Consider the following 16,668-nt stretch of genomic DNA (forward strand, 5'->3'; position numbering starts at 1 on the left):
CGTCCGTGCGAAAGTCTGTCTGCCAGCCACTCATTCGCAGCTGTTCGGTTTACGTAGATGGAACCGCGTCTTGTGCGTTCGCTTGATACCCCAGGAGATTGAATAAGCAATGAGGAATGGCTGGCCCGCTGCAAATTTATCTCTGGAGGGGTATCTTATGCTGAACGCTGTTGGTATCGACGTTTCGAAAGGCAAAAGCACTGTTGCTGTCCTGCGGCCTGCAGGTGAGATTGTGCGTAAGCCCTTCCATGTTTCTCACTCCGTCAAAGAACTCTCAGAACTGGTCTCCTATGTCGGAAGCCTTGATGGCGAGACCAGAGTCGTCATGGAGACGACCGGCCATTATCATGAGCCGGTGCTTAAGGCTTTTCTGGATGCAGGTATCTTTGTTTCTGCTGTTAATCCAAGCCTGATCAAGCGTCATGACAGTGATGAGAATCCGCTCCGGAAGGTCAAGTCAGATCCTGCTGATGCCAGGAAAATCGCAAAATATACGCTTGACAAGTGGGACTATCTGCGTCAGCATTCAGCTATGGATACTACTCGAACACAATTGAAAACATTAAATACACAGTTCCATTTCTTCATGCAGCAGAAGGTCTCACTGAAGAACAACCTGATCTCCCTTCTGGACCTGACCTATCCAGGCGCAAATGCTCTGTTTGACAGCCCGGTCCGCTCTGACGGAAGTGAGAAATGGGTTGATTATGTTCATTCCTTCTGGCATGTGGACTGTGTCCGCAAGATCGGCCTGAAAACTTTCACAGAACGCTATCGGAACTTCTGTAAGCACCATGCCAGCCGGGTAGGCCTGAAGAGCTTTTTAACGCTTCCAGGGAGATCGTTGCTGTCGTTCCTAAGGATCTCGTTTATAAACAGCTGATCCTCAGCAACATCGAACAGCTGGATACGGTTTCCAAACAGATTGAAACATTCCGCCGCACCATGAATGAGCTTGCTTCTACGCTTCCAGAATACACCACCGTCATGTCCATGTATGGCGTGGGCCTCACCTACGGTCCTCAGCTTATGGCTGAGATCGGCAACATCTCCCGTTTCGATCATCGCTCTGCTATTACAGCCTTTGCCGGCGTAGACCCCGGAGTCAACCAGTCCGGAACGGTAAATCACGAAAGTAACCGCGCTTCGAAACATGGTGCGCCGCGGCTTCGAAAAACGCTTTTTCAGATCATGGCCACTTTGCTTCAGCTCGCTCCGACTGACGACCCGGTCTATCGTTTCATGATGAAAAAGAAGTCTGAGGGCAAGCCTTATCAAGTCTGCATGACTGCCGGAGCAAACAAGTTCCTCCGCATTTACTACGGCAAGGTCAAAGAGTGCTTAGCGTCTCAATCGACCGCTGCTGAATAACGAATACCTTTCCCTTTTCTCTGGCCAGCGTCTCCGGTGGCCTTTTTGTGATACCTCCTGTTCTGCCTGCTGATTAGTTAAATTTCTGCTTGACTTTTTATTAGTAGACTTTCAGAAGATGGTTCACGGGATGATTGCGCGCAGATCCGCGCATTTCGTCCGGATAACGTTCCTATTGTATCATGGCGGCGAAAACTTGCCAGCGGTAAACCATTGCAAAAAATAAAAAAACCGGGATTTAACCCGGGATTAACGCGCGGCGAGCTTGACCATTTGCAGGAGGTGGTAGCCGGTTTGGAAGGGCGCCGGCGCCAGCAGATCAAAGGCGGCTTCCATTAAAATCCGGCCTGCCTGCCGGCACTTACGCTTAAGATCGGGAGAGCATTTTTTTCGTCGGCAGCGTTCCTCGGAGATAAAATCCTGCCGGGACCGGGCCGAAACCGCAAGGCGCGAAAGGTCCAGCGCTGCCAGCCGGGCCAGAAGGGTCTTGCGCTCGCCGGTATATTCGATGGCGACGGATGCGATCCGGGGCGTGATGGTCACCCCGTCGATGCCCGGCCATCCGGCGATGGTCAGACGGAGCTTATCCGCGGTGAGGCGGGACAATTTGCGCCGTTCCAGGCAGATGCGCAGGCGGCGGGCCGTTTCGTGGGCAATGGTAAATTTCATGGAAAACCTCTTCTTTTTCGGCGGATCGCGATCGATGGTGCAGGTGCAGCAAAAAGTAAATGCCGTTTGACAATGAGGCCATTGTATCGGAAAAAAACCAGGAAGTCAACGCCATCTAACACAAAATCGCGCATAAAAAACCGACGGCCGAAGCCGCCGGGCGATTTCATCAGGTGCGCTGCTTGTTGTGCATATTGTTTTTGTTGTCGGCCAGGGAATGAGCCTTGTTCTCCGACACGCGGATCTTGTCGTTGATGTCGATAAAATCCGTATCGCTCAAATCGGCGATTTCCGAGCCGATTTTCGGCGCGTCGTATTTAGTGGAGAGCACTTCCCGGGGGGATTCGAGTTCTTCCCGGGTGAAAGGGAAGACGTCGCCAGGCTCCCGCAGATACATGAGCAGGTCCCAGAGGCCCTCTCCCGTCCAGGAGGATACCGGGAAAATGGGTTTGGCCCCGGTGAGTTTGAGCCATTGGGTGGCCTGGGGCACATTGGCGCCGGGGGCGTCGATCTGGGTGACGATGCCGATGACCGGACGGGCGGAGACGCCGTCGATGGCCGGGGGATACAGAGAATACTGCTCGCAGGCGTTGATGAGCAGCGCCACGATATCCGCCTCGTAGGAATACAGCGCCAGGGCGCGGGCGAGGTCGGCCTCCTCGGCATATTCGCCCGGCGTGTCGATGATGACGTCAAAATAATTGACCGCCTGGGTTTTTTCGTATTGAATCTTTTTGCCTTTCAGGGCTTGCTTGAGCGTGGTCTTGCCGCATTCGGAGCGCCCCATCAGAACCATTTTTTTCATAATGATGCTCCTGTTTCAAATAAAGCGCCGCAGCGGGCACCAATATAGATATTATAACACAAGTCCGGCAGATTATTTTGGCCTGAACAGGGAATAATTCAGCGCTGCAGCCGCGGGTGAAAATTTTCAAAGCCTCTTTCGGCCGCGGGGCAATCGGCGGCAAACATGTAACCCGCATCAATTGTACTGAAATAAAAACATTGGCGGCTAATTATTTGTCATCCGGTTGACGCGGCCGGGGGAAGGGCGTAGGATGAGGGCACCAAAGAAAAGGGAGGTCCGAAACGATGACGTTGAGTAAAAAGGGCATGCCTGTTGTGTGGCCTATCATTGCGATGTTAATGCTCATCTGGCCTGTCGGTGTTTGTCTTATGTGGTATTATACCAATTGGCATCGCTCGGTGAAGTGGGCGATCACCCTTGCCTTTATCGCGGTGACCGTCGCGCGGCTGTCATCTTATCCAATCACGCTGCTGTGAGGCGGCGGGATGCCGAATGATTTTATGGATGCCTCTTTATAACCGGCTTCGGCCGGTTTTTGTTTGCCCGGGCAAGGGGTTGGCAAGCCGCCCAAACTGTACTATGATAAATAGAAAAGAACAGGCGGTTATGACGGTTTTATAAAGAAGGGAGGCCCCTATGTTTGAAAATCCGAGAGAAACGTTAATCGAAAAGCGGCAGGAGCGCATGCTGGCTTTTTTCGACGCGGTGCTCGCCATCGCCATCACCGTCATGGCGCTGGAGATCGCCGTGCCGGCGCTGGGCGACATCCGCTCGGCGGCTACCCAATCCTTTGTCATCCGACTCACGGGCTATCTCATCAGCTTTGTGGTGCTGGGGATGATCTGGTACGTCCACACCAATTTTTTCACTTATTATTCCTTTGTGGGCAGCAGCTCGGAAATTTTGCTCCACTTCCTGCTGATGTTTCTCATCACCCTGTTCCAGCCGGCAACTTTGGCCCTGGGCGAGTACCCGGCGGATCGGGGCGTCAAGGTGCTGTATTTGGGGCCTTTTTTGGCCGTCAACGCGCTGAACATCGGCATTTTGCTGATGGTGCGGCGGGAGAACGATGCGGTTCAGGAGGAGCGGGACGGTTTTAACGAGGCGGTTAAAGAGGCGATGAAAAACAATCCCCATCCCGGCGCCCAGGACATCACCCGAATGATGCGCACTTTGTATCACATTAAAAACCCGGCCCGGCTCATGGTGTCGTTAAAAGATCAGCTGCCGGAGGAATACCGCCATCTGCTCGAGGATTATCAGGAGGAGCGCCAGGCCAGCTATCTGTTTTCCCTGCGCTCGACCCTGGTGTGGATGGCCTTCGTCAGCCTGGCGGCCATCTGCCTGATGACCAATGTCTGGCTGTGCTATGCGGCGCTGGCCGGGGGAATGGTCGCCGTTCACGTGATCAAGACCCGCTGCCGCATCAAAAGACGATCGGGCGAGCAATGCGATATCGCGTGAGAGATCGAGATGCAATGTACTTTTTTAGGCACGGGCAACGCCATGGCGATCCGGTGCTACAATAGCTGTTTTGCCCTGCGCGACGGCAATAAGACCTTGCTGGTGGACGGGGGCGGGGCTCCGGGATTTTGGCACAGCTCGAGCAGGTAAAGCCGGATCCGGCCGGCATCCACGACATCGTGGTGACCCACAAACACATCGATCATCTGTTCGGCGTGATTTGGATGGTGCGGTGCATCGCCCAGCAAATGGGCAGGGACGCCTATCCCGGCGGGGCGCGCATCTACGCCCACGACAAGGGCATCACCCTGATCTCGGTTCTTTGCCGCAGCCTGTTGGGTCCTGGGGAGATCCGCTTTCTGGGCGGGCGGATTCACCTGATCCCCCTAGCGGACGGCGAAATCCGGGAGATCCTCAGCCGGTCACCTTTTTCGATATCCATTTTGCCAAGGCGAAGCAATTCGGCTTTGCGATGGCCTATGCAAAGGATCGGCGGCTGGTGTGCTGCGGCGACGAGCCCTGCCATCCCCCGGTAGAGAAATATGTTCGGGATGCCGACTGGCTGCTGCACGAGGCCTTTTGCCTCGATGCCGAAGCCGAACGCTTTCGTCCAATTGAAAAGCACCATTCCACGGTGAAAAACGCCTGCGAGTTCGCGGCGGCCCTCGGGGTCCGGCATCTGGCGCTCTATCACACGGAGGACAGCGATCTCGCCCGCCGCAAAGCCCGCTATACTGCGGAAGGAAAACGCTATTACGCCGGGGAGCTGCACGTGCCCGACGACCTCGAGACGCTTTCGCTTTAAGCTGAAGATGTTCCAAATTTAGTGCACGGCCGGCGAAAAAAGCTTGACAAAAAGAGGGCAATGCGTATTGCTTGTGCGTTTTTCGCAAATTTGAAGAAAAATTAACAAGGGGCCGTATAGCAAAAACGGCGCCAAAACAGCCGCACCCAGCGGCGGATTTTCGGGGCGCCTGGCAAAACGGCAGCATACGAAGGCGCCGAGTTATCGTTTCTGATAAAAAAATATCATTTTCAGCAGAAGGTGATAAACTTTTTCAATCGGCTGTAACCATGAAAATGCGTTTGAAAATTTGAAAAAAGCCCTTGCCAAACAAAAATAAAAGGCTTATACTGATCCCAATTTAATAAGCCATGAAATCAGGACATGATTTTTTTCGGTATCAAATTGGAAACGACACGTGAAGAGCCATGTGCGAACAACACACGAAAAAAGACTCTGGAGCAGTCATCGTGTGTTGCTTTTTAGTGCTTAAATTCATTTCCACATTGGTAGCGGAGGGAAAAATGCTCCAGAACAAATTTCAAGACTTTATTTTAACGCTGATGATGGCCGGCCTGATGGTCTACGCGATGATTTGTTACAACATCTGCCTGAACATCGGCGGGATGCAGAACGCCGTCTTTTTAAAGGCCTTTTCGGAACTTAAGATCATGTAGCCGGCGGCCGTCGCGCTCGAGATGCTCGTGGCCGGGCGGCTGGCGATGAAGCTCACCTTTTGTCTGTTCACCCCGGGCCGGGACAATCCCGCATGGATCACTCTGGGGATTTCGGCGACGACGATGTGCGTCATGTGCCCGCTGATGAGCCTTGTGGCGACGCTTTTGTTCAAACATCCGGGGAACCAGATTGCGGCGCTCTGGCTGCAGACATTCGCGGTGAATTTCCCGATGGCCCTTTGTTTTCAGTTGTTTTTTTGCGGGCCCTTCGTCCGGATGCTCTTCCGGAGGATTTTTGCGAAGCAGCTCGCGGCAGACGCGGACCGGGCCTGACCCGGCGGCCGCCTGACAGGCGGCGACATGGATTTATCAAGCGAACGGACGCTGAAGGGAAGTGATCAATTGGGCAATCTTTCAAAAGATTTGCAGGCGCAGCTGCACGTGGAGACCGCCATCCGCCTGAAACTGGGCGGCGTGACCATCGGCATTTCCGAGTCGGTGGTGGTCACCTGGATCATCATGGTGGTGCTGGTGGGGCTGGCGATTTTCATGACGCACGGCCTCTCCGCCGAGCATCCGGGCAAAAGGCAGCTGATACTGGAGTCGGCGATGGGCTGGTGCCGCGATTTCTTCTATGGGATCCTCGGGGAAGACGGCGCGCGCTACATCCCATATTTAACGACGGTGCTACTGTATCTGGCCGTGTCCAATCTCATCGGGCTGGCCGGTTTTAAGCCGCCGACCAAGGATTTGAACGTGACCATTGGCCTCGCGCTGATGTCCATCGTGCTGATTGAGTATTCGGGGTGGCACCAAAAGGGCGCCAAGGGGTTTTTCAAGAGCTTTGCGGAGCCGATGCCCATCATGACGCCGATCAACATTCTGGAGCTGGGCATCCGGCCGCTGTCGCTTTGCATGCGGCTGTTCGGCAATGTGTTGGGATCCTTCGTGGTGATGGAACTGCTTAAAGCGGTGTGCCCGGCGGTGCTGCCCATTCCCTTCAGCCTGTATTTCGATATTTTCGACGGCCTGATTCAGGCCTATGTCTTCGTGTTTTTAACCTCCCTGTTTATCAAGGAGGCCATTGAGTAGGCCCGCGGCGATTGTGTTTTCAATCCGTTTTCAAACTGTTTTCAAACGGTGATTCAAAAAGAAAAATGAAGGAGTTTAAAAATGAGTACATTATTAGTGGCACTGGGTGCCGGCATTGCGGTTTTAACGGGGATTGGCGCCGGCGTCGGGATCGGCATCGCCACCGGGAAGGCGATGGATGCCATCGCCCGTCAGCCGGAGGCGGAAAGCAAAATTTCCAAGAACCTGCTTTTGGGATGCGCCCTGGCCGAAGCGACCGCCATTTACGGTTTTGTCATCGGCCTGCTCATCATCATTATGCTGCATTAAGGCCGCATCCTTCGATGAAGGCTTTGATTTTAACGGCCACTGGAAGGTCGGAAAGGGCAGGGAGCTGGCATGCTAAAGATTGATATCAATCTGCTTTTTACGGTGATCAACCTGCTGATTCTTTACGTGTTGCTGCGCAAATTTCTCTTTAAGCCGCTGCAGCAGATGCTGGCCAAGCGCCGCCAGGCCGTCGCGGACGACTTCGACCGGGCGAAAACGGCCAGAGAAGCGGCCCAGGATTTAAAAGCGCAGTACGAGACTTCGATGGAAAACGCCAAGGCGGAAAGCGCAAAGATAATGGCAGAGGCTCGCGCCAAAGCGGAAGCAATGGCGGCGGACAAAATGGCAGAAGCGCAGCGGGAAGCCGATGCCCTGATGGCTAAAGCCCGCAGACAGCTGGCGGAAGAACGCGCCCAGACTGAAAGAGAGGTCCGGGACGCCATCGCGGATCTGGCGATGCAGGCGGCGCGGAAAGCCCTGGAAAGCGGCGATGTGCCGACGGAGGCCGACTATGGCGAAGTTCGCTGATCAAGCGGTCCAGAATGACACCGATGTGCTGATGGCTTTAAAGCTTTCGGACGCCGTGATTGACGATACGCGGACCATTTTCGCGGAGAATCCGACGCTCAAGGCGGCGTTGGCCAATCCTGCGGCGGCCAGCGCCGACAAAGCCCGGGCCATCGCGCGGATTTTTCCCGAGGCCATCGTGCCGTATCTCTGCGTGCTCTGCCGCCACGGGGCCATCGGCCGCATCGACGCGATTTTCGAAAATTATCTGACGCGCCGGGCGGTGGCGGCCGGCCGCGGCATCGGCACCTTGTGGTACGCCGGGGCAAAACCCGATCGCGCCATGCTCAGCGCGCTGGTGCTTGAAAAATTCGGCGTGCGGGACATCGACTGGGTGACGGTGAAGGACCCGAAGCTCATCGGCGGCTATAAAATCCGCATTCAGGATTATGTTTACGATCACAGCGTCGCCGGCAGTTTCGGCCAGCTTTCGCACCGGATACGCACGGAGGTGAGAAGATGAATTCAGAACAAATTATCCGCGTACTTGAGGATGAAATTGCAAATTTTAACAGAGACGACAATGTGCGCGAAGTGGGCACGGTGCTCACCGTTGGCGACGGCATCGTCTCCGTTTACGGGATGAACAAGGCCTTTTACGGCGAGGTGGTGACCTTTGAATCCGGGGAGCGGGGCATGGTGCTCGACATCGGTTCCGATCTGATCCGCTGCATTCTCTTCGGCCGGGACCGCGACGTCGCCGAGGGGATGGAGGTCCACCGCACCGGCGAGCAGATGGCCGTGCCCGTGGGGGATGCTTTTCTCGGCCGGGTGGTTAATGCGCTGGGGGATCCCCTCGACGGCAAAGGGCCCATTTCGGCGGACGGCAGCCGCCCGGTGGAATCGCCCGCGCCGGGGATCCTCGACCGTCAGCCGGTCGACACGCCGATGGAAACAGGGATGTTAGCCATCGATTCGATGTTTCCCATCGGCCGCGGCCAGCGGGAGCTTATCATCGGCGACCGCCAGACCGGAAAGACCACCATCGCGGTGGATACCATGCTCAACCAAAAGGGCAAGGACGTAGTCTGCGTGTATGTGGCCATCGGGCAGAAGGCCTCGAGCGTGGCCCAGCTGGCCCGCACCCTGGAAGCCCACGACGCGCTGGATTATTCGATTATCGTCTCGGCATCCGCGGCGGATCCGGCGTCGCTGCAATACATCGCCCCCTATACCGGCACGGCCATCGCCGAGCACTATATGCACGCCGGCCGCGATGTGCTCATCATCTATGACGATCTGTCCAAGCACGCGGTGGCCTACCGGACGCTGTCGCTGCTGCTCGGCCGCTCGCCGGGGCGCGAAGCCTATCCGGGGGACGTTTTTTATCTGCATTCCCGCCTGCTCGAGCGGTCGAGTCATCTGTCGGACGCGCTGGGCGGCGGCTCCATCACGGCGCTGCCGATTGTCGAAACCCAGTCCGGGGACGTCTCGGCCTATATCCCGACGAATATCATCTCGATCACCGACGGGCAGATTTTCCTTGAAAGCGCGCTCTTCCACGCCGGCACCCGTCCCGCGGTCAACGTGGGGCTTTCGGTGTCCCGGGTGGGCGGAGCGGCCCAGACCGGCGCCATGAAGGCGGCTTCCGGCAGCATCCGCATCGATCTGGCGCAGTACCGCGAGCTGGAGACCTTCACCCAATTCTCCTCCGATCTGGACGATGCCACCAAGGCGCAGCTGGGCTACGGCCAGCGTCTGATGGAGCTGCTCAAGCAGCCGGTGCACAGCCCGATGTCCCTGGCGGATCAGGTGATCTCGCTGGTTTGCGCGGAAGGCGGCGTTTTAAATGCGGTGCCGGTGGATCGCATCAAAGCTGAACAGCACGCCCTGCTCGACGCTTTCAAAATCCAGGCGCCGGATGTCGCCGATACCATTGAAACGCAGCGGTCATTAGACGACGCCCTCAAAGCGAAAATTTTAGCGACGGCAAAGGATTTAATGGCGCCGAGGTCCTGACATGGCATCCACAAAAGAACTAAAAACCCGCATCGGCTCCGTCGAGGACACGATGAAAATCACCAACGCCATGTATATGATTGCCAACAACAAGATGCGCAAGGCAAAAAAGGCCCGGGAAGCCACCGAGCCCTATTTCGAGACCCTGCAGTCGGCGCTGTCGCTGGCGATGCATCACCTGCCGGACGTCGATCATCCGTATTTCGACGCCAGGCCCGGCATCGCGCCGGCAAACCGCAAGACGGCCTACCTGGTGATCACCGGGGACAAAGGCCTCGCCGGGGCCTACCATCAGAATATTTTCAAGCTGCTGGAAGCGTCTCTCGCCAAGACGGCCAACAACCAGATTTATGTCATCGGGCAGATGGGGGTTCATTATTTGAGACGGCGGCGCATCCCCTTTGACGTGAACTTTATGTACACTGCGCAGGATCCGAGCCTCGGCCGTGCCCGGGACATCGGCACCCGCATTTTCGATTTGTTTCGGGAAGGGCTGATCGACGACGTGTATGTGATTTACACCCGGATGCAGAACGCGGCGACGATGACGGCCGAAAAGTTTCGGCTGCTTCCCCTGGACGCCGACACGATGGCAGAGCCCGCGGAGGATATTAAAAACACCTTTGCCCTTTACCCGACCCCGGAAGCGGTGGTCAGCACCGTGGTGCCGGACTACGTGGTCGGCTTTGTTTACGGCGCGCTGGTGGAATCTTACTGCTCGGAGCAAAACGCCCGGGTGATGGCGATGGAAAACGCGACGGATTCCGCCAAAGATATTCTGGCAGATCTCAAGCTTGAATATAACCGGGTGCGCCAGGCCAATATCACCCAGGAAATCACGGAGATCGTCGGCGGCGCCAGAGCCCAGAAAGGAAAATGATGAAGGGAAAAATTACACAAGTCATGGGATCGGTGATCGACGTTGCCTTCGCGGGCGGAAAACTGCCCGCCGTTAAAAACGCCCTGGTCGCCGATTATAACGACCGGCATTATACCATGGAGGTCTCCCAGCACATCGGGGACAACACCGTGCGCTGCATTCTGCTTGACGCGGCGGAGGGCCTTGCCCGCGGCATCGACGTGGCCGATACCGGAAAGAGCATCGATGTGCCGGTGGGGGAAGCCGTGCTCGGCCGCCTCTTTAACGTCACCGGGGGCCCCCTGGATGGCGGCGATCCATTAACCGAAGCCCCGCGGTGGGAAATTCACCGGGAGCCGCCGAAGTTTGAAGATCAAAGCCCGGCGGTGGAAATGCTTGAAACCGGGATCAAGGTTATCGATCTGCTCGCGCCCTATGCCAAGGGCGGCAAGATCGGCCTCTTCGGCGGGGCGGGCGTCGGCAAGACGGTGCTCATCCAGGAACTGATCCGCAACATCGCCACCGAACACGGCGGTTATTCCATCTTCACCGGCGTCGGCGAACGCTCCCGGGAAGGCAACGACCTTTACACCGAAATGCGCGAGTCCGGCGTTTTGGAAAAGACGGCGCTGGTTTTCGGCCAGATGAATGAGCCCCCGGGCTCCCGAATGCTCGTGCCGGAGACGGGGCTGACCATGGCGGAATACTTCCGGGACGAAAAGCATCAGAACGTGCTGCTCTTTATTGACAATATTTTCCGCTTCACCCAGGCGGGCTCCGAAGTGTCGGCGCTGTTGGGGCGGATGCCCTCGGCGGTGGGCTATCAGCCGACGCTGGCCAATGAAATGGGCCAGCTGCAGGAACGCATTACATCCACCAGAAACGGCTCTATCACCTCGGTGCAGGCGGTTTATGTGCCGGCCGACGATCTGACCGACCCGGCCCCGGCCACCACCTTTGCCCATCTGGATGCCACCACGGTGCTTTCCCGAAAAATTGTGGAGCAAGGGATTTATCCGGCGGTGGACCCGCTGGAATCCACCTCCCGCATCCTCGAAGCGGACGTGGTTGGCGAAGAACACTATCAGACGGCGCGTCGGGTTCAGGCCATCCTGCAAAAATATCAGGAGCTGCAGGACATCATCGCCATTCTGGGGATGGAAGAGCTTTCCGACGAGGACAAATTGACGGTGAACCGCGCCCGCAAGATCCAGCGGTTTTTGTCCCAGCCCTTCCATGTGGCGGAACAGTTCACCGGCGTGGTCGGGGTTTATGTGCCCGTGGCCGAAACCATCCGCGGCTTTAAAGCCATCTTGGACGGCGAGCTCGACGACGTCAGCGAGGCGGCGTTTTTTAACGTCGGCACCATCGACGACGTTCGGGCCAAGGACGGGCAGCTCAAGGGCGAAAGCGGAGGCGCGCCATGACACGCTTTGAGTTAAAGGTCGTGGCTTCCGACCACGTTTTTTATGACGGGCCCTGCGTCTCGCTGACCATTCCCTGCACGGACGGGGAGAAGCAGATCCTCGCGCATCACGAGGCGACATTGATGGCGATGACCAACGGCATGCTGCGCATGGTGGACGATGGCGGCAATACCCGGATCGCCGTGACGGGCATGGGCTTTGCCGAGGTGGCCGACAACAAGGTCACGGTGATTGTGGACACGGCGGAAAAGCCGGAAGAGATCGACGCGAACCGCGCCCGCCGCGCCAAGGCGCGCGCCGAAGAGCGTCTGCGCCAGAAGCAAAGCATCCACGAATACTACAAAAACCAGGCGGCGCTGTCCCGGGCAATGGCGAGGCTCAAACTCAAATAACGCCCGGCAAGCGAGAAAACCTCCGCTCTATTTTGTTCCGCGTAAGACAATGCACATCTTGCGCCATTTTCTGGTTATCCCTGTAAGCCAAATTATTCCCCGATAGAAAGTTTGCTTAAAAGGAGCATTTGTGAAGCGAGATATGGAGCTTGTTCGGCTCATTCTTTTGAAAATTGAAGAAGAATACCGTTCAACAGCAATTTACAATTTGAAGATTCCTCACTATGATATGGAAACCGTTGCTTATCACTGTAAAATCTTAAAGGAGGCCGGATTGATTTCGGATTATGACTCTCGATATGCTGATGGTAAGCTATGGTGTTTTGGTGTTGGCTCTTTGACATGGGATGGGAATGATTTTCTTGATAAAATTCGAGATAATTCCCGTTGGAAAAAGATTAAAGATACAATTACTCAAAAAGGGCTTCCACTTGCCATTGAAACGATTAAAACTATTTCTACCGCTTTTGTGACCGCAGCGACAGAAGGAGTGGCTAATTCTATTATAAAAAACGGTGGAATACCGCAGTAAAGAATAAAATCAACATTGTTGAAAAGACCGTCTACCAAGAAGTAGGTGGTCTTTTTGCGTTAAAACCCGGGAGAAGGGGTACGTTTGGGCCCGGCTGTGTTATAATAAAGGCCAATCAAACCGCTGTGCGTTTTTTAGAATGGAAGACCGATCAAAATGAATCAACCCAAGCAAAAGACAGCCGGACTTACGAGCCGGGAAGCCGAGATCCGGCGCCGCCGGGGCCAGGGCAACGCCCGGGTGGACAGCTCGGCCAAAACGGTGAAGGACATCATCCGGGAAAACACCCTGACCTATTTCAATCTGATTTTTCTGGTGATGGCGCTGCTGCTCGTCATCGCCGGCGCCTTCAACAGTCTGACCTTTCTGCCGGTGATCGTGGCCAACACCCTCATCGGAATCTTTCAGGAGGTCCACGCGAAAAAAATCCTCGACAATTTATCGATTATGAACGCGCCGACGGCCACGGCCCTGCGGGACGGCCGCCCGGTGACGCTGCCCACAGACGACCTCGTGCTCGGGGATGTGGTGGTGCTGTCCGCCGGCGTCCAGATCCCCGCGGACGCCCGGGTGCTGGACGGGGAAGTGGCGGTCAACGAGGCCTTGCTCACCGGGGAGAGCGATGAAATCGTGAAGACGGCGGGGGATGCCCTGATGTCCGGCGCCTTCGTGGTAAACGGCACGTGCCGGGCGGTGCTGACCGCCGTGGGCGCCGACGCCTACATCGCAAAGCTCACCCTGCAGGCCAAGAGCCTGGGTGACGGCGAACAGTCCGAAATGGTGCGTGCCATCGACGGCTTTGTCAAGGTGGCCGGCGTCCTCATTATCCCCATCGGCATCATCCTGCTGGTGCAGAGCATCGGCATCCAGGGGACGGGTTTTGCGCCGGCGGTCAAGTCGGCGGTGGCGGCGCTGATCGGCATGATTCCCGAGGGGCTTTACCTGCTCGTCTCGGTCACCCTCGCGGTTTCCGCCGTGCGGCTGGCCCGCCGGCAGGTGATGCTTCATGACATGAAAAGCATCGAGGCTCTGGCCCGGGTAGACGTGCTCTGTGTGGACAAGACCGGCACCATCACCGACAACGATATGCTCGTCGCCGAGGCGGTGGCCGCCCGCCCGATGACGGCTCGCGCCATCGAGGATTACGGGGCTGAGGTCGGCTGCTATCTGGGGGCGCTGCCCGACGACAACGCCACCAACCGCGCCCTCTGCGATTACTTCGGGAAAACGGCGGCCCGGGCCATCAGCACGCTGCCCTTCTCGTCGCGCTATAAATATTCCGCGGTGCAGTTTGAGGATGCGACCTATGTGCTCGGTGCGCCGGAGATCGTGCTTGCGGAAGCATATTCCCGCTACCGTAGAAGCGTCGACGCCTACGCCAGCCGGGGCCTGCGGGTGGTGGTCTTCGGGCAATATGCGAGCGGTTCGGTGCCGGTGCCGGAAGACGGCCTGGCCGCAGCCGTCACGCCGATTTTTTTTATCATGCTGCAAAACCCGATCCGGGAAACCGCGCCGGCGACCTTTGCCTATTTTGCCGATCAGGGGGTGGCGGTGAAGGTGATCTCCGGCGACAACCCGGTGACGGTGTCTGAGGTGGCGCGTCAGGCGGGCATCGCCGGAGCGGAGCGTTATGTGAACGCCCAAACCCTCACCAATGCGGAGAAAATCGCCGACGCGGTCAAAAAGACCACGGTCTTCGGCCGGGTCACGCCGGAACAAAAGCGCCAGATCGTCGGGACGCTGAAGGCCCAGGGGCACACCGTGGCGATGACCGGCGACGGGGTGAACGATATCCTCGCGATGAAGGATGCGGATTGCTCCATCGCCATGGCGGCCGGTTCCGAGGCGGCGGTGCAGGCGGCCCAGGTAGCCCTGCTCGACTCCGACTTTTCCCATATGCCCCAGATTGTGGCCGAGGGACGCCGGGTCATCAACAATATCGAGCGCTCGGCGACACTGTTTTTGGTGAAAAACATCTTTTCGCTGCTGCTGTCGATTTTCACCATCGTTTCGGTGGCGACCTATCCGCTGACGCCGTCGCAGATCTCTTTGATCTCGGGCTTTAATATCGGCATCCCGGCGTTTTTTCTCGCGATGGAAGCCAACAGCCGGCGCATCCGCGGCGACTTCGCCAAGACGGTGCTGCTGCGGGCCATGCCGGCGGCCCTCACCGATTTTCTGGCCATCGCGGCGCTGGTAGTTTTCGGGCAGACCTTCGGGGTCGCGGCGAAGGATATCTCCGTGGCGGCGACGCTGCTGCTCGCCATTGTCGGCTTTATGATTCTGCACAACATCTCGATGCCCATGAACAAATTCCGCATCGGAGTGATCGCGGGCTGCGCCGTCGGGCTTGTGGCGGCGATTGTCGCCCTGCGCGGTCTGTTTGATATCCATGCCGTTTCCCCGCAGTGCTTCATGCTCTTCGTGGTCTTCGCCATCGCGGTGATTCCCTGCATGCGGCTGCTGACCCGCTTCTTTGCTTTTATCGGCAGCAAAATCAATCCGTAGCCGTTTTCCGTATTCACAAGGAGAAAGCCATGCGCAAAATTTTAATCGTGGTGGACATGCAAAAGGATTTTATCGACGGGAGCCTGGGCACCCCGGAGGCCGAGGCCATCGTCGAGCCGGTGATCGCTAAAATCAAGGCTTATCCGGCGGAAGATGTGTATGCCACCCGGGACACCCACCCGGAAAATTATCTTGAGACCCAGGAGGGCCGGCACCTGCCGGTGCCCCATTGTGTCGCCGGCACCTCGGGTTGGCAGCTGCATCCAAAGATCGAAGGGCTTGTCCCGGCGGATCATGTGATCGACAAGCCGACCTTCGGCTCGCTGAATCTGATGAACGCCATGGTGGTCGCCCGGGCCCAGGGCGAGATCGAAATCGAGCTCGTCGGCTTGTGCACGGACATTTGCGTGGTGTCCAACGCGCTGCTCATCAAAGCGGCGCTGCCGGAAGTGCCCATCGCCGTGGACGCGCGCTGCTGCGCCGGGGTCACGCCGGCAAAACACGCGGCGGCCCTCGAAACCATGGCCAGCTGCCAGATTGATATTCGTCGATAAGGCGGCAGCGGCGGAACAAAGCATTGAAATAGCATTGAGACAGAACAGAAAGGAAGCAATATGATTCTCACGACAGAAGGCAAACGGATTTTTGAAATGCGGCTTTTGCCCCGGGACGGCCAGCAGGCTGTGATCTCGGCGGGGGACCTTTCGCCGGCGGAAACGGCGGCCCACGGGCTCGACGCGGGCCGGGTGCAAAACCGCTACGAGGTGGTTGCCGGGGCGTCGCCGGCGCTGGCGTATGAGCTCGAGGGCATTATGGATACCCTGGAGGACATCGGCGACGCGGAGGGTGCGATCACGCTAGACTGGGAAGATGCCCAGACCTTTTTGATCACGGTGATCCGCAAGGTCTCCGATCAGGCCATGGCGGATTTTGCCGGCGGCGATTCGGCGAAGCTTTTGACTACCGATCCGAAGGCGCTCTCCGACGGGCTTGCGGATGATCCGCTGGTCTGGGCGCTGCGCACCTTTTATGCGGCGGCCTTTGGCGACGGCGGGCAGGCCTTCGGCGGGAATACGTTCGCGGTTGCCCTGCGCTGAGCTTGTTTAAAAAAAATACACCGCGGCGCTTGACAGCAGAAAAAGCGACACCTATAATAAAGCCAATCTTTTATGAAAACCGTCGATGCGGAGATCAAACGAAAGGGGCACTTTCAGAGAGCTCGGGATGCTGGGATCCGGGCAGAACGCCGA

Annotated in this window: 21 protein-coding genes and 1 pseudogene; 20 read left to right on the top strand and 2 right to left on the bottom strand. The window is 57.1% G+C overall.

Going from position 1 to position 16,668, the window contains the following annotated elements:
• The first annotated feature begins 160 nt into the window (after positions 1 to 160).
• Positions 161 to 1,371, top strand: a pseudogene (locus tag HMPREF0721_RS00760) (IS110 family RNA-guided transposase).
• A gap of 249 nt (positions 1,372 to 1,620) precedes the next feature.
• Here HMPREF0721_RS00760 and HMPREF0721_RS00765 read toward each other — a convergent pair.
• Together HMPREF0721_RS00765 and HMPREF0721_RS00770 are read right to left on the bottom strand one after the other, a co-directional pair.
• Complete coding sequence (locus tag HMPREF0721_RS00765; protein WP_006597595.1) at positions 1,621 to 2,040, bottom strand: hypothetical protein; 420 nt, start codon at positions 2,038 to 2,040, stop codon at positions 1,621 to 1,623.
• Between the two features lie 169 nt (positions 2,041 to 2,209).
• On the bottom strand, positions 2,210 to 2,845 hold the full coding sequence (locus HMPREF0721_RS00770) for a EutP/PduV family microcompartment system protein (RefSeq protein ID WP_006597597.1): 636 nt from the start codon (positions 2,843 to 2,845) through the stop codon (positions 2,210 to 2,212).
• A 287-nt stretch (positions 2,846 to 3,132) separates the two neighbouring features.
• On the opposite strand from HMPREF0721_RS00770, the gene HMPREF0721_RS00775 reads away from it, so the two are divergent.
• The 19 genes from HMPREF0721_RS00775 (at position 3,133) to HMPREF0721_RS00850 (ending at position 16,515) form a co-directional block, all read left to right on the top strand.
• Positions 3,133 to 3,324, top strand: a complete 192-nt coding sequence (locus HMPREF0721_RS00775; RefSeq protein WP_006597598.1) for a hypothetical protein — start codon at positions 3,133 to 3,135, stop codon at positions 3,322 to 3,324.
• Positions 3,325 to 3,484: 160 nt separating this feature from the next.
• Complete coding sequence (locus HMPREF0721_RS00780) at positions 3,485 to 4,312, top strand: TMEM175 family protein (protein WP_006597600.1); 828 nt, start codon at positions 3,485 to 3,487, stop codon at positions 4,310 to 4,312.
• 9 nt (positions 4,313 to 4,321) lie between these two features.
• Positions 4,322 to 4,462 carry a hypothetical protein gene (locus HMPREF0721_RS12655; RefSeq protein ID WP_006597601.1) on the top strand — a complete coding sequence of 47 codons (141 nt, stop codon included), beginning with the start codon at positions 4,322 to 4,324 and terminating at the stop codon, positions 4,460 to 4,462.
• Complete coding sequence (locus HMPREF0721_RS12660) at positions 4,441 to 4,848, top strand: MBL fold metallo-hydrolase (protein WP_006597602.1); 408 nt, start codon at positions 4,441 to 4,443, stop codon at positions 4,846 to 4,848. The genes HMPREF0721_RS12655 and HMPREF0721_RS12660 overlap by 22 nt, the downstream gene beginning before the upstream one ends.
• The gene (locus HMPREF0721_RS12665) at positions 4,785 to 5,117 is read left to right on the top strand and encodes an MBL fold metallo-hydrolase (RefSeq protein WP_341349313.1); all 333 of its coding nucleotides are present in this window, start codon (positions 4,785 to 4,787) and stop codon (positions 5,115 to 5,117) included. Before HMPREF0721_RS12660 ends, HMPREF0721_RS12665 begins: the two co-directional genes overlap by 64 nt.
• 503 nt (positions 5,118 to 5,620) lie before the next feature.
• Positions 5,621 to 5,773 (top strand): DUF2798 domain-containing protein, encoded by a 153-nt coding sequence (locus tag HMPREF0721_RS12670; RefSeq protein WP_314605194.1) that lies wholly within the window; start codon positions 5,621 to 5,623, stop codon positions 5,771 to 5,773.
• A 45-nt stretch (positions 5,774 to 5,818) separates the two neighbouring features.
• Positions 5,819 to 6,106 carry a DUF2798 domain-containing protein gene (locus HMPREF0721_RS12675; protein ID WP_314605193.1) on the top strand — a complete coding sequence of 96 codons (288 nt, stop codon included), beginning with the start codon at positions 5,819 to 5,821 and terminating at the stop codon, positions 6,104 to 6,106.
• A gap of 27 nt (positions 6,107 to 6,133) precedes the next feature.
• A complete protein-coding gene (locus HMPREF0721_RS00795; protein ID WP_006597607.1) occupies positions 6,134 to 6,865 on the top strand; it encodes a F0F1 ATP synthase subunit A in 732 nt (243 codons plus the stop codon).
• Positions 6,866 to 6,946: 81 nt separating this feature from the next.
• Positions 6,947 to 7,174 carry an ATP synthase F0 subunit C gene (atpE, locus tag HMPREF0721_RS00800; protein WP_006597608.1) on the top strand — a complete coding sequence of 76 codons (228 nt, stop codon included), beginning with the start codon at positions 6,947 to 6,949 and terminating at the stop codon, positions 7,172 to 7,174.
• Positions 7,175 to 7,243: 69 nt separating this feature from the next.
• Complete coding sequence (gene atpF / locus HMPREF0721_RS00805; RefSeq protein WP_006597609.1) at positions 7,244 to 7,702, top strand: F0F1 ATP synthase subunit B; 459 nt, start codon at positions 7,244 to 7,246, stop codon at positions 7,700 to 7,702.
• Entirely contained in the window at positions 7,686 to 8,204 is a 519-nt protein-coding gene (locus tag HMPREF0721_RS00810; RefSeq protein WP_006597610.1) for a F0F1 ATP synthase subunit delta, read from the top strand. The genes atpF and HMPREF0721_RS00810 overlap by 17 nt, the downstream gene beginning before the upstream one ends.
• On the top strand, positions 8,201 to 9,700 hold the full coding sequence (gene atpA, locus HMPREF0721_RS00815) for a F0F1 ATP synthase subunit alpha (protein ID WP_006597611.1): 1,500 nt from the start codon (positions 8,201 to 8,203) through the stop codon (positions 9,698 to 9,700). Before HMPREF0721_RS00810 ends, atpA begins: the two co-directional genes overlap by 4 nt.
• A gap of 1 nt (position 9,701) precedes the next feature.
• Complete coding sequence (gene atpG, locus HMPREF0721_RS00820; protein ID WP_006597612.1) at positions 9,702 to 10,580, top strand: ATP synthase F1 subunit gamma; 879 nt, start codon at positions 9,702 to 9,704, stop codon at positions 10,578 to 10,580.
• Positions 10,577 to 11,986, top strand: coding sequence for a F0F1 ATP synthase subunit beta (gene atpD, locus HMPREF0721_RS00825; RefSeq protein ID WP_006597613.1), 1,410 nt, complete (start codon positions 10,577 to 10,579; stop codon positions 11,984 to 11,986). The genes atpG and atpD overlap by 4 nt, the downstream gene beginning before the upstream one ends.
• On the top strand, positions 11,983 to 12,378 hold the full coding sequence (atpC, locus tag HMPREF0721_RS00830) for an ATP synthase F1 subunit epsilon (RefSeq protein ID WP_006597614.1): 396 nt from the start codon (positions 11,983 to 11,985) through the stop codon (positions 12,376 to 12,378). Before atpD ends, atpC begins: the two co-directional genes overlap by 4 nt.
• 130 nt (positions 12,379 to 12,508) lie before the next feature.
• A complete protein-coding gene (locus HMPREF0721_RS00835; protein ID WP_006597615.1) occupies positions 12,509 to 12,910 on the top strand; it encodes a DUF2513 domain-containing protein in 402 nt (133 codons plus the stop codon).
• Between the two features lie 156 nt (positions 12,911 to 13,066).
• Positions 13,067 to 15,418 carry an HAD-IC family P-type ATPase gene (locus HMPREF0721_RS00840; protein ID WP_006597616.1) on the top strand — a complete coding sequence of 784 codons (2,352 nt, stop codon included), beginning with the start codon at positions 13,067 to 13,069 and terminating at the stop codon, positions 15,416 to 15,418.
• A 29-nt stretch (positions 15,419 to 15,447) separates the two neighbouring features.
• Complete coding sequence (locus HMPREF0721_RS00845; protein ID WP_006597617.1) at positions 15,448 to 15,972, top strand: cysteine hydrolase family protein; 525 nt, start codon at positions 15,448 to 15,450, stop codon at positions 15,970 to 15,972.
• 60 nt (positions 15,973 to 16,032) lie between these two features.
• A complete protein-coding gene (locus HMPREF0721_RS00850) occupies positions 16,033 to 16,515 on the top strand; it encodes a hypothetical protein (protein ID WP_006597618.1) in 483 nt (160 codons plus the stop codon).
• Positions 16,516 to 16,668: the final 153 nt, after the last annotated feature.

This window comes from Pseudoramibacter alactolyticus ATCC 23263, from assembly GCF_000185505.1.
Taxonomy (GTDB): Bacteria; Bacillota; Clostridia; order Eubacteriales; family Eubacteriaceae; genus Pseudoramibacter; species Pseudoramibacter alactolyticus.